This window comes from Streptomyces sp. NPDC056373 (genome assembly GCF_042262425.1).
In the GTDB taxonomy this organism is placed as follows: domain Bacteria; phylum Actinomycetota; class Actinomycetes; order Streptomycetales; family Streptomycetaceae; genus Streptomyces.
In genome coordinates this window covers 296,686-308,956 of sequence record NZ_JBHJPX010000010.1, presented here as the reverse complement: position 1 = coordinate 308,956, position 12,271 = coordinate 296,686, and the positions used below count along the sequence as shown (strand labels likewise).

8 protein-coding genes are annotated in these 12,271 nt (G+C 73.7%); all 8 read left to right on the top strand.

Annotated features, from left to right (window positions below; genetic code table 11):
• The first annotated feature begins 86 nt into the window (after window positions 1–86).
• The 8 genes from ACFCXS_RS23190 (at window position 87) to ACFCXS_RS23155 (ending at window position 12,164) form a co-directional block, all read left to right on the top strand.
• Window positions 87–2,354: a molybdopterin oxidoreductase family protein gene (locus ACFCXS_RS23190; protein ID WP_376645228.1), complete on the top strand. Its 2,268-nt coding sequence runs from the start codon at window positions 87–89 to the stop codon at window positions 2,352–2,354.
• Window positions 2,355–2,489: 135 nt separating this feature from the next.
• Window positions 2,490–3,947, top strand: a complete 1,458-nt coding sequence (locus ACFCXS_RS23185; protein WP_376645227.1) for a CitMHS family transporter — start codon at window positions 2,490–2,492, stop codon at window positions 3,945–3,947.
• A 23-nt stretch (window positions 3,948–3,970) separates the two neighbouring features.
• Entirely contained in the window at window positions 3,971–5,278 is a 1,308-nt protein-coding gene (locus ACFCXS_RS23180) for an MFS transporter (RefSeq protein ID WP_376645293.1), read from the top strand.
• A gap of 164 nt (window positions 5,279–5,442) precedes the next feature.
• Window positions 5,443–6,030, top strand: coding sequence for a hypothetical protein (locus tag ACFCXS_RS23175; RefSeq protein ID WP_376645226.1), 588 nt, complete (start codon window positions 5,443–5,445; stop codon window positions 6,028–6,030).
• Between the two features lie 733 nt (window positions 6,031–6,763).
• Window positions 6,764–7,978 carry a class F sortase gene (locus ACFCXS_RS23170; protein WP_376645225.1) on the top strand — a complete coding sequence of 405 codons (1,215 nt, stop codon included), beginning with the start codon at window positions 6,764–6,766 and terminating at the stop codon, window positions 7,976–7,978.
• A gap of 204 nt (window positions 7,979–8,182) precedes the next feature.
• Window positions 8,183–9,526, top strand: coding sequence for an ABC transporter ATP-binding protein (locus ACFCXS_RS23165; RefSeq protein WP_376645224.1), 1,344 nt, complete (start codon window positions 8,183–8,185; stop codon window positions 9,524–9,526).
• Between the two features lie 146 nt (window positions 9,527–9,672).
• Window positions 9,673–11,061, top strand: a complete 1,389-nt coding sequence (locus ACFCXS_RS23160) for an aldehyde dehydrogenase family protein (protein WP_376645223.1) — start codon at window positions 9,673–9,675, stop codon at window positions 11,059–11,061.
• Between the two features lie 20 nt (window positions 11,062–11,081).
• Entirely contained in the window at window positions 11,082–12,164 is a 1,083-nt protein-coding gene (locus ACFCXS_RS23155; RefSeq protein ID WP_376645222.1) for a Zn-dependent alcohol dehydrogenase, read from the top strand.
• The last annotated feature ends 107 nt before the right edge of the window (window positions 12,165–12,271 follow it).

The following is a 12,271-nucleotide window of genomic DNA, read 5'->3' as shown; positions in this document are numbered from 1 at the left end:
CCGTCAGGAGCCTCCCCGCCGTTCATACCGGTCGGTATGCTCGGGCGCGTCAGCGCGTCACCGTAGCCGCCGCCCCGGGAGGACCCGTGTCCCGCACCGCCCTGCGTATCTGCCCCCTGTGTGAGGCCACCTGCGGCCTCACACTCACCATCGAGGGCACGCGCGTCACCCACGCCCGCGGGGACCGCGACGACGTGTTCAGCCGGGGGTTCGTCTGCCCCAAGGGTGCCTCCTTCGGGGCGGTCGACTCCGACCCCGACCGGCTGCGCACGCCGCTCGTGCGCCGGGACGGGGAACTGTGCGAGGCCACCTGGGAAGAGGCCTTCGACGCGGTCGCCGCCGGTGTCCGGCCCGTCGTGGAGCGCCACGGCCCCAACTCCGTCGGGGTCGTGCTCGGCAACCCCAACGTGCACACCATGGCCGGCGCCCTCTACCCGGCCGTCCTGCTCGCCGGACTCGGTACCCGCAGCGTCTTCACCGCCTCCACCGTCGACCAGATGCCCAAGCACGTCTCCAGCGGCCTCCTCTTCGGCGACGCCAACGCCATCCCGGTGCCCGACCTCGACCACACCGACCATCTGCTCCTGATCGGCGCCAACCCGCTGGAGTCCAACGGCAGTCTGTGCACCGCCGCCGACTTCCCGGGCAAGCTCAAGGCGCTGAAGGCCAGGGGCGGCACCCTGGTCGTGATCGACCCGCGGCGCACCCGCACCGCGAAGCTCGCCGACCGGCACGTCGCCGTCCGGCCCGGCACCGACGCGCTGCTGCTGGCGGCGATGGCACGGGTGCTCTTCGACGAGGGCCTCGTCGAGCCGATACAGCACGTGCAGGGCGTCGAGGAACTCGTCGCGGAACTGGCCGAGTTCACCCCCGAAGCCGTCGCCGGGGCCTGTGACGTCGAGGCCGGCGTCATCCGCGCCCTCGCCCGCGACCTGGCCGCCGCCCCGACCGCCGCCGTCTACGGCCGGATCGGCAGCTGCACCGTCCCGCACGGCACCCTCGCCAGCTGGCTCGTCGACGTCCTGAACATCCTCACCGGCAACCTCGACCGGCCCGGTGGCGCACTCTTCCCGCAGGCCGCCACCGACAGGACCCCGCGCCCCGCCGGGCCCGGCCGCGGCTTCGCCCTCGGGCGCTGGCACTCCCGGGTGAGCGGACACCCCGAAGCCAAGGGCGAGCTGCCCCTGTCGGCCCTCGCGGAGGAGATCGACACCGCCACCGAGGAGGGCGAACCGGTCCGCGCGCTGATCGCGGTAGCCGCCAACCCCGTGCTGTCCGCGCCCGACGGCGACCGGCTCGACAAGGCGCTCGACTCGCTCGACTTCATGGTCAGCGTCGACCCCTACCTCAACGAGACCTCCCGCCACGCCGACGTGGTCCTGCCTCCGCCCCCGCCCTCCCAGAGCCCCCACCACGACTTCGCCTTCAACACCCTCGCCGTACGCAACCAGGTCCGCTACACGCGCCCGGCGATCCCGCTGGAGCCCGGCCGCATGGCCGAGACGGAGATCCTGGCCCGGCTGATCCTGGCCGTGACCGGTATGCACGGGGCCGATCCCGCTGCCGTCGACCAGATGGTCATCGACCAGACCCTCGGCAAGGCTGTGAAGGACCCGCACTCGCTCGTATACGACAGCGACCCGCGCGAGCTGGCCGGCCGGCTCACCGGCGACACCGGCCCCGAGCGCCGGCTCGACATGATGCTGCGCCTCGGCCCCTACGGCGACGGCTTCGGCGCACGGCCCGACGGACTCAGCCTGGAGAAGCTCCTGGCCCACCCGCACGGCATCGACCTCGGCCCGCTGCGGCCCCGCCTGCCGCAGCCCCTGAAGACCCGCAGCGGACAGGTGGAACTGCTCCCCGGCCCGATCGCGGCCGACCTGCCGCGGCTGCGCGCCGCCCTGGCCGAACGCCCCGAGGGACTGGTCCTGGTGGGCCGCCGCCACCTGCGCTCCAACAACAGCTGGATGCACAACGTGCCCGCCCTCACCGGCGGCTCCAACCGCTGCACCCTGCACCTCCACCCCGAGGACGCCGAGCGGCTGGGCGTCGAGGACGGGGCCGCCGTGCGCGTGAAGGGCGCCGGGGGAGAGGTCGTCGCGCCCGCGGAGGTCACCGACACCGTTCGCCGGGGCGTGGTGAGCCTGCCGCACGGCTGGGGTCACGACCGCCCCGGCGCCCGACTCGGCCACGCCTCCAAGGAGCCCGGCGTCAACGTCAACCAGCTCCTCGACGGACGCCTTCTGGACCCGCTGTCGGGCAACGCGGTTCTCAACGGCGTGCCCGTCGAAGTCGGCCCCGCGAGCCCCGCCGAATGTGCTCCGGTGACCGAAAAGCTCACCGCTCTGACCTGAGCAAAGCTGTGACCAGCAGTTTTGCGCTTATTGCTCGCACGTCAACGTCTTGTTAACGCTGCTTGACGGGACCTAACGTCTCGGGAACCGCCGGCCCTGGTGGGATGTTCAAGGGCGAACGTTAGGTATCCACTCATGCTGACCATCCTCGGCTTCGCCATGATCGCGACCTTCCTGGTCCTGATCATGATGAAGAAGATGTCGCCGATCGCGGCGCTCGTGCTGATTCCCGCGCTGTTCTGCGTGTTCGTCGGCAAGGGCGCCCACCTCGGCGACTACGTCCTCGACGGCGTGACCGACCTCGCCCCCACCGCGGCGATGCTCATGTTCGCGATCGTCTACTTCGGCGTGATGATCGACGTCGGTCTCTTCGACCCGATCGTCCGCGGAATCCTCAAATTCTGTAAAGCCGACCCGATGCGGATCGTCGTCGGCACCGCCGTGCTCGCCGCCATCGTCTCGCTGGACGGCGACGGCTCGACCACCTTCATGATCACCGTCTCGGCGATGTACCCGCTGTACAAGCGCCTGAAGATGAGCCTGGTCGTGATGACCGGTGTCGCCGCCATGGCCAACGGCGTGATGAACACCCTCCCCTGGGGCGGCCCGACCGCCCGCGCGGCGACCGCGCTGAAGCTCGACGCCAGCGACATCTTCGTCCCGATGATCCCGGCGCTCCTCGTGGGCCTGGCCTTCGTGTTCGTCCTGTCCTACGTGCTCGGCGTGCGTGAGCGCCGGCGGCTGGGCGTGCTGACGCTGGACGAGGTGCTGGAGGAGGAGAAGGAGACCGAGACGGTCCTCGTCGGTTCCGGCGCCTCCGGTGACGGCAAGGTCTCGATGCGCAAGGGCGGCGCGGCCGCCGCCGGCTCCGGCACGGACGCCCCCGCGGGCGGCACGGGCTCCGCCTCCGCCGCCTCCGCCGGCTCGGACGCCTCCGGTGACGACGACACCTTCCAGGGCCTCGACCCGAACCGGGCCACCCTGCGCCCCAAGCTGTACTGGTTCAACGCGCTGCTCACGGTCGGCCTGCTCACCGCCATGATCATGGAGTGGCTGCCCATCCCGGTGCTGTTCCTCATCGGCGCCGCGCTCGTCCTCTCCGTGAACTTCCCGCACATCCCCGACCAGAAGGCCCGCCTGGCCGCCCACGCCGACAACGTCCTGAACGTCTCCGGCATGGTCTTCGCCGCCGCCGTCTTCACCGGCGTCCTCCAGGGCACCGGCATGGTCGACCACATGGCCAAGTGGATGGTGGACGTCATCCCCGGCAGCATGGGCCCGCACATGGCCCTCGTCACCGGCGTCCTGAGCCTGCCGCTCACCTACTTCATGTCGAACGACGGCTTCTACTTCGGTGTCCTGCCCGTCCTCGCCGAGGCCGGTGCCGCGCACGGCGTCACCCCGCTGGAGATGGCCCGCGCCTCGCTGGTCGGTCAGCCGCTGCACATGTCCAGCCCGCTCGTCCCCGCCGTCTACGTCCTGGTCGGCATGGCCAAGGTCGAGTTCGGCGACCACACCAAGTTCGTCGTGAAGTGGGCCGCCCTCACCTGCCTGGTCATCCTCGGCGCGGGCATGCTGTTCGGGATCATCTGAACCACTTCATGGAGGACGTCATCGTGAGGCCCGGTGGGAACCGCGGCTGGCTGCTCCGCCTCGTCATCGCCTTCAGCTTCGCGCAGGGGGCGGTGTCGATGGCCCGGCCCGCCGTCTCCTACCGGGCCCTCGCGCTGGGCGCGGACGAGCGCGCCGTCGGTGTCATCGCCGGGGTGTACGCGCTGCTGCCCCTGTTCGCCGCCGTGCCCCTGGGCCGCCGCACCGACCACGGCCGCTGCGCGCCCCTGCTGCCGGTCGGCGTGGTGCTCATAGCCGGCGGCTGCGCCCTGAGCGGTGTGGCCGGCTCCCTGTGGACGATGGCCCTGTGGAGCGGGGTGATGGGTCTCGGGCACCTGTGCTTCGTCATCGGATCCCAGTCCCTGGTCGCCCGCCAGTCCGCGCCCCACGAACAGGATCGCAACTTCGGCCACTTCACCATCGGCGCCGCCCTCGGCCAGCTGGTCGGCCCCGTCGCCGCGGGCGCGCTGATCGGCGGTGAGGACATGGCGGGCAGCAGCGCGCTCGCCCTGATCGTGGCGGGCGCGACCGCGGCCGTCGCGTTCACCTCGCTGTGGCGCATCGAGCATCGCCGTACGGAGTCCTCGTCCGGCGCGGACAAGGGGGACCGGGTCCCGGTCCGCGGCATCCTGCGCACCCGCGGTGTGCCGGCGGGCATCCTCATCAGCCTGGCCGTACTGTCCGCGACCGACATCCTGACCGCCTATCTGCCGGTGGTCGGCGAGCACCGGGGCATCGCGCCGTCCGTGATCGGCGTCCTGCTCAGTCTGCGCGCGGCGGCGACGATCGCCTGCCGCCTGGTGCTGACGCCCCTGCTGCGGCTCCTCGGCCGGCCCCGGCTGCTGACGCTCACCTGTCTGCTGGCGGCCCTGCTGTGCGCGGCCGTCGCCCTTCCGGTGCCGGTGTGGGCGCTCGGACTGCTGCTGGTCGCGCTCGGCTTCTGCCTCGGGGTCGGCCAGCCGCTGTCCATGACGACGGTCGTCCAGGCCGCCCCCGACGACGCCCGTTCCACGGCCCTGGCCCTGCGCCTGACCGGCAACCGGCTCGGCCAGGTCGCCGCGCCCGCGGCGGCCGGGCTGATCGCCGGGGTCGCGGGTGTGGCGGCGCCGTTCGTGATGCTGGGGGTGCTGTTGCTGCTGTCCTCCGGGGTCGCCGTGCGGTCGCCTCGCGAACCGGATGAACCGGGTGAGCCTGGTGAGCGTGACGAACCGGGCGAGCTGGATGAGCCGGGCGGCCGGGACGTGCCGGACAGGGACGGACGGGCCGAAGGCGGACTGGCCGAAGGCGGACGGGCCGAGGGAGTCGGACGGTGAGGGCGGTGAGGGGCGGCGGGGCCTCGGGCGCGGGGTGCCGCTGCGCCGGAAGAGCGATATCTGACGCGTCGTAGGGCGGTGCTGCGGTCTTTTCGACGGTGAGGTGCCAGAGAGTCAGGTGACGAGGTGTTTGTATGAAAATCATCTGACTTGGAGGCATGTTCATGCCCGTCGTACCCCTCGCGCGTCGCGCCGGCGCCCGCACCGGCGTCCTCGCCGCCCTCATCCTCGCAGGGACCACCCTGAGCGGGTTGTCCGCCGTCGCCGCTCCCCTCCCGGGGGACAACGGAGACGTCAAGATCCATGCCAGCACGACGGCCGCGGTCAATCAGCGCAACGACCCGAAGGTCTGCGACTTCTATCTCGCCGCGTTCAACTTCGACGCGGGTGAGCAGGTCAACTGGACCATCCAGACCCAGCCCGAGGTCCCGGGCGGCGCCACGCGCACGGGCAGCTTCGTCGCCGACCCGACCGGCATGGGCCGTACCGAGGCCATCGATCTGCCCAACGGGCAGTACAAGCTGACGTGGCTCACCAACCTGGCCCACGGCGCCGGCAAGTTCAAGGTGTTCAAGGTCGACTGCGCCACCTCCAAGCCGGCGACGCCGGTCGGCGGCCCGCCCGCGGGTGGCGGTGGCATCGCCCGCGGTGAGGCCTTCACGCCGGTCACCGGCGCGGCCGCGGTCGGTCTGGCCGCCGTCGCCGGGACGGTCTGGTTCCGGCTCCGTCGCCGCCCCCATGGCGCCGCGTAGGCCGGGTTCCGCGGATGGCCCCGCCCCGCTGGGCCGGGGCGGGGGCCCGCTCGGGTCCGATGCCGGGGGGCCGAGGCGGCGAGCTGGCGCTGCCGGGTTCGATGCCGGGGCGTCGGGGCGGCGCGGGGATGGTGCCGGGTTTGGTGCCGGGGCGTCGGGGCGGCGCGGGGATGGTGCCGGGTTTGGTGCCGGGGCGTCGAGGCGGCGGGGAGGCGGTGCCGGGTTCGATGTCGGGGCGTCGGGGCGGCGCGGGGATGGTGCCGGGTTTGGTGCCGGGGCGTCGAGGCGGCGGGGAGGCGGTGCTGAGTCCGGCGCCGCCTCGGCGGTTCGGCGTGGGGTGGGTTCCAATTCCGTCGATGTGCCGACGGAGCGGCGTGGGGGCGGAAGCGGGTCCGGAGCGGCTCCCGGGGCGAGGCGGGGCTCCGGCGCCGGCCTGCGGGCCAGGCCCGGCTCCTGGCCTGGCGGTGCGCCGGTCGTTCGGCGCGGGGGAGAGCGAGGCCCTGCTCGAGTGCCGTCGGGGCGGCGCTGGACCGGCCGTGACGAGGTCGGAGAGTTTCGGCGTGGGGCCGGGCGTGCCGCGGCCCCGGTGGTCGGGCGCGGTTCCGGCCCGGGCACCGGCGCCGTCCCGGCGAGACGGTACGCGGCGCCCGCCGGCGTGCCCGGGGGGCGGCCCCGGCGGTCGCGCAGGCCCTGGTACCGGACACGTGCCTTCCGGCTGGCGCGGACGATCGCGATGGCCGTCTCGCTGCTGGTGGTGGCCGGGGTCTGCTGGGGCCGGGGCGAAGAGCCCGGCGCGACGACGGTCACGGCCCTGCCACCGGACCTCACCACGGCCGCCCACCCGGCCGGCTCCGGCACGGCCGGCCGGCCGTCGGGCACGGGCACAGGCGAAGGCCCGGGCACGGGTGCCCGCCCGGTCGGCCCCGGCACGGCCGCCCTGCCGGGCGCGCCCCCCACGGGCACGGCCGCCCTGCCGGGCACGCCCCCCACGGGCAAGGCCGCGCCGCCGGGAACCTCCCCCACGGGCGCGTCCCCCACGGGCGCGTCCCCCACGGGCGCGTCCCCCACGGGCGCGTCCCCCACGGGCGTGTCCCCCACGGGCACGGCCGCCCTGCCCGGCACCTCCGGACCGGGCAGGAGCGTCGTGCCCGGAGCCCCCGACACCGCTGCCCGCCCGGCCGGCCCGGCCGATCCCACCCCCGGCACTCGCACCGGCCCGGCCAAGCCCCCCGCATCAGCCACGACACCGGCTCGCACTCCCGGGCCCCGCACACCCGGATCGCGCAGCCCCGGCACCGTCACCCCCGGGGTCCGCGCCCCGGGTCCCGCCACCTCCGGGGCCCGCGCCCCTGGCCCCGGCGCACCAGGGGTCCGCGGAGCCAGGCCCGCCACGCCCCCCGGCCGACCCCCGGCCACCACCCCGCGCCCCGCTCCGCAGCGCGCCGCCCCCGCCGTCCGCAAGCCCCGCCCGTCGGCCGGCCTCCGGCCCCTGCCCCGTTCCCGGGCCACTCGTCTCCTCATCCCCTACCTCGACCTCGACGCCCCGGTCATGGACCTCGGACTCGACCGCGACCGCCGCCTCACCGCCCCGCCGGACGACGACCCCAAGCTCGTCGGCTGGTACCGGCACGGCGCCTCGCCCGGCGAGCGGGGCACTGCCGTGGCCGTAGGGCACCTGGACACGGACAGCGGGCCCGCGGTCTTCGCGGGGCTGACCGAGCTGAAGCGGGGACGGATCATCAAGGCCCGCCGCGCGGACGGGCGGATCGCCGTCTACACGGTCGACAGGATCAAGTCGTACGAGAAGGCGCACTTCCCGAGCCAGGAGGTGTACGGCGCCCGGGGCCGCCCCGAGCTGCGGCTGATCACCTGCGGCGGCAATTACGACCGCAGGAAGGGCTACTCCGGAAACCTCGTCGTCTTCGCCCATCTCACCGGCATCCGCTGACCCGGCCCGGCCCGGCGGCCCCGCGCGACGGCCGGATCGGCCGTCCGCCTTCTCACCAGATGGACCGAAGCCCCCGATCTCGCCCGATGTCTTCCCCTGGCCGCACACATTCCGTTAACTTCCGTGACCCACAGCCCCGTACGACCCGCACGGGACTTCCGACCGCGGAGCACCATCGCCCTGATGACCCCTCGGGGGCCCCTCATGACACGCGCCATCTCCCTGCACGACGTGAGCAAGACCTACTCGCGGGGCCCCCGCGTGGTGGACCGGCTGACGCTGGACATCACGCCCGGCGAGTTCCTCGTGCTGCTCGGCCCGTCCGGCTGCGGCAAGTCGACCGTGCTCCGAATGATCGCGGGACTGGAGGAGATCGACGAGGGCCGGCTGCTGCTCGACGGCCAGTACGCCAACGACCTGCCGCCCTCCGGCCGGGACATGGCGATGGTCTTCCAGAACTTCGCCCTCTACCCGAACATGACCACCCGCGACAACATCGGCTTCCCGCTGCGCATCGAGTCCCCGGGCGTGGACCACCGCCCCCGGGTGGACGCCACCGCCCGCATGCTCGGCATCGAGGACCTCCTCGACCGTCTGCCCGGGCAGCTGTCCGGCGGTGAGCGCCAGCGGGTCGCGATGGGCCGGGCCATCTCCCGCCACCCCTCCGCCTTCCTGATGGACGAGCCGCTGTCCAACCTCGACGCCAAGCTCCGCACCCATCTGCGGGCCGAGATATCCCGCCTCACCCAGGAGCTGGGCGTCACCACGATCTACGTCACCCACGACCAGGCGGAGGCCATGTCGCTCGGTGACCGGGTCGCGGTGCTGCGCGGCGGTGTGCTGCAGCAGGTCGACAGCCCCCGCGCGGTCTACGCACTGCCCAGCAACGTCTTCGTCGCCGCGTTCATCGGCACTCCGCGCATCAATCTGCTGCGCGGCCTGGTGCGTGCTCCGCTCGACGGGGCGATGACCATCAGCCTGGGCAAGCAGTTCCTGCGCCTGCCGGAGCCGCTCTCCCTCGACCACCAGCTGCTGCGCGTCCAGCAGGGCCGCGAGGTCATCGTCGGCCTGCGCTCGGAGGCCGTCCGGATCGCCAACCACAGCTCCGCCCGCCCCGGCGAGGTGCCGATCACCGGCCTGGTCGAGCACGTGGAGTTCCAAGGGCACGAGATCCTCGTCCACTTCGACACAGGGTCCAGCCCGGCCGTCGTCCCCGACCTGGAGGCCCCCCGCCCGCGCGCCGGCCGCCCCGCCCGGCGACGCCGCGACGGCTCGGTCCTCACCCGGCTGCGGGAGCGGTCCGGGGCCGTACGGGTCGGACGCGCCGGACCCGTGATCGCCCTGGACCGCCCCGAGGACCCACAGCGGACCGCGACCGCCGACGCCCGCCTGCCCGGGGATCTCATCGTCCGCACCACCCCGGACCTGGCCCTGCGCCACGGCATGCAGGTGCCGCTCCTCGTGGACCTCGCCCACCTCTTCGTGTTCGACCGGCACGGCGACCGCATCTGCCCGCATCCGGCGCGCCAGCCCGACCTGGGGGAGTGAGGAGCGGCACCTTCGGACGGGACCCGCGCCGTGCTGTGATGACCCGGCGGCATCCGGGTCCCGGCGCCCCGGGACGTCTGGCGCCGGAAAACTATCGCCGCTAGTTTATGTGTCGGACGACGACGCCCCGCACCGGAGGAAGCGCGATGAAGGCACACGACGGCATGTACATCGACGGCGCCTGGCGCCCCGCCGCCGGCCAGGACGTGATCGAGGTCGTGAACCCGGTCGACGGGCAGGTCATCGCCACCGTCCCCGCGGGCACCGCCGAGGACGTCGACACCGCCGTACGGGCCGCCCGCGCCGCCCTCGCGGACTGGGCGGCGACCCCGCCCGCCGAGCGCGCGGCACGCCTGGCCGCCCTGCGGGACGTGCTCGCGGCCCGCGCCGACGAGATCGCCGAGACCGTCACGGCCGAACTCGGCTCGCCGCTGAAGTTCTCGCAGGCCGTCCACGCGGGCGTGCCGATCGCCGTGGCGGGCTCCTACGCGGAGCTGGCGGCGACGTACGCCTTCGAGGAGAAGACCGGCAACTCGGTCGTGCACCACGAGCCGGTCGGTGTCGTGGCCGCGATCACGCCCTGGAACTACCCGCTGCACCAGATCGTCGCCAAGGTCGCCCCGGCCCTCGCCGCGGGCTGCACGATCGTGGTGAAGCCCGCCGAGGACACCCCGCTGGTCGCCCGGCTCTTCGCGGACGCCGTGCACGAGGCGGGCATCCCGGCGGGCGTCTTCAACCTGGTCACCGGTCTCGGCCCGGTCGCCGGCCAGGCCCTCGCCGAGCACCCCGGTGTCGACCTCGTCTCCTTCACCGGCTCCACCGCCGTCGGCCGGCAGCTCGCCGCGATCGCCGCCGGGCAGGTCAAGAAGGTCGCCCTCGAACTGGGCGGCAAGTCCGCCAACGTCATCCTCCCGAGCGCCGACCTGGCCAAGGCGGTCAACGTCGGGGTCGCCAACGTCATGTCCAACTCCGGGCAGACGTGCAGCGCCTGGACGCGGATGCTGGTCCACCGCGACCGGTACGACGAGGCCGTCGAGCTCGCCGCGGCCGCCGCCGCCAAGTACGGCGACCGCATCGGTCCCGTCGTCAACGCCAAGCAGCAGGACCGGGTCCGCGGCTACATCGAGAAGGGCGTCGCGGAGGGTGCCCGCCTGGTCGCCGGCGGCCCCGAAGCCCCCCGCGAGGAGGGGTACTTCGTCAGCCCGACCGTCTTCGCCGACGTCACCGAGGACATGACCATCGCGCAGGAGGAGATCTTCGGCCCCGTCCTGTCGATCCTCGCCTACGAGGACGAGGAGGACGCCCTGCGCATCGCCAACGGCACCGTCTACGGCCTGGCCGGCGCCGTCTGGGCCGGGGACGAGGCCGAGGCGGTGGCCTTCGCGCGCCGCATGGAGACCGGCCAGGTCGACATCAACGGCGGCCGCTTCAACCCTCTCGCCCCCTTCGGCGGCTACAAGCAGTCCGGTGTGGGCCGCGAACTCGGCGTGCACGGCCTGGCCGAGTACCTCCAGACCAAGTCCCTCCAGTTCTAGCCCAGGGGAGTCCCTCCGTCATGGCTGTCCGCGCCGCCGTCCTGCCCGCCGTCGGCTCCCCGCTCCAGATCACCGGCATCGAGCTTCCCGACCCCGGCCCCGGCCAGGTCCGGGTCCGGCTCGCCGCCGCCGGGGTCTGCCACTCCGACCTGTCCCTGTCCGACGGCACCATGCGCGTGCCCGTCCCGGCCGTCCTCGGACACGAGGGCGCCGGCACGGTCGTCGCCGTCGGCGAGGGGGTCGGCCACGTCTCACCCGGCGACGGTGTCGTCCTCAACTGGGCCCCGTCCTGCGGCGTCTGCCACGCCTGCACGCTCGGCGAGGTGTGGCTGTGCGCCAACGCCCTCAGCGGCGCCGCCGACGTCTACGCCCGCACATCCGAGGGCGCCGACCTCCATCCGGGCCTGAACGTGGCCGCGTTCGCCGAGGAGACGGTCGTCTCCGCGTCCTGCGTCCTGCCGGTCCCGGACGGTGTGCCGCTCACCGACGCGGCCCTCCTCGGCTGCGCCGTCCTCACCGGCTACGGCGCCGTCCACCACTCGGCCCGGGTCCGGGCCGGTGAGACGGTCGCGGTGTTCGGCGCCGGGGGAGTGGGCCTCGCCGCCCTCCAGGCGGCCCGGATCGCGGGTGCCTCGAAGATCGTCGCGGTGGACGTGTCCGCCGGGAAGGAGGAGCTGGCCAGGGCGGCCGGCGCCACCGACTACGTCGTCGCCTCCGACACCACCGCCCGCGAGATCCGCGGCCTCACCGGCAAGCAGGGCGTCGACGTCGCCGTGGAGTGCGCGGGCCGCGCGGTCAGCATCCGCACCGCCTGGGACTCCACCCGCCGCGGCGGCCGCACCACGGTCGTCGGCATCGGCGGCACGGACCAGCAGGTCACCTTCAACGCCCTGGAGATCTTCCACTGGGGCCGCACCCTCTCCGGCTGCGTCTACGGCAACTCCGATCCGGCGCAGGACCTCCCGGTCCTGGCCGAGCACGTCCGGGCGGGCCGCCTCGACCTGAGCGCGCTGGTCACGGAACGCATCTCCCTGGACGGCATTCCGGCGGCATTCGAGAACATGCTGGCGGGCAAGGGCGGCCGGGCCCTGGTGGTGTTCTAGCCCGCGATCGCGGTGCCCCGGCCTCCGCGCGAGGCCGGGGCCTTCGGCGTGCCCGGGCCCGTGGTCGATGCCAACCACAGGTAAAAGTCCTGGTGCGCGACCCGTTG

What these genes read in the sequence shown, in the direction of transcription:
- ACFCXS_RS23160 (WP_376645223.1), top strand. Translation starts at nt 9,673, where the DNA reads ATGAAGGCACACGACGGCATGTACATCGACGGCGCCTGGCGCCCCGCC.
- ACFCXS_RS23185 (WP_376645227.1), top strand. Translation starts at nt 2,490, where the DNA reads ATGCTGACCATCCTCGGCTTCGCCATGATCGCGACCTTCCTGGTCCTG.
- ACFCXS_RS23170 (WP_376645225.1), top strand. Translation starts at nt 6,764, where the DNA reads ATGGCCGTCTCGCTGCTGGTGGTGGCCGGGGTCTGCTGGGGCCGGGGC.
- ACFCXS_RS23165 (WP_376645224.1), top strand. Translation starts at nt 8,183, where the DNA reads ATGACACGCGCCATCTCCCTGCACGACGTGAGCAAGACCTACTCGCGG.
- ACFCXS_RS23175 (WP_376645226.1), top strand. Translation starts at nt 5,443, where the DNA reads ATGCCCGTCGTACCCCTCGCGCGTCGCGCCGGCGCCCGCACCGGCGTC.
- ACFCXS_RS23155 (WP_376645222.1), top strand. Translation starts at nt 11,082, where the DNA reads ATGGCTGTCCGCGCCGCCGTCCTGCCCGCCGTCGGCTCCCCGCTCCAG.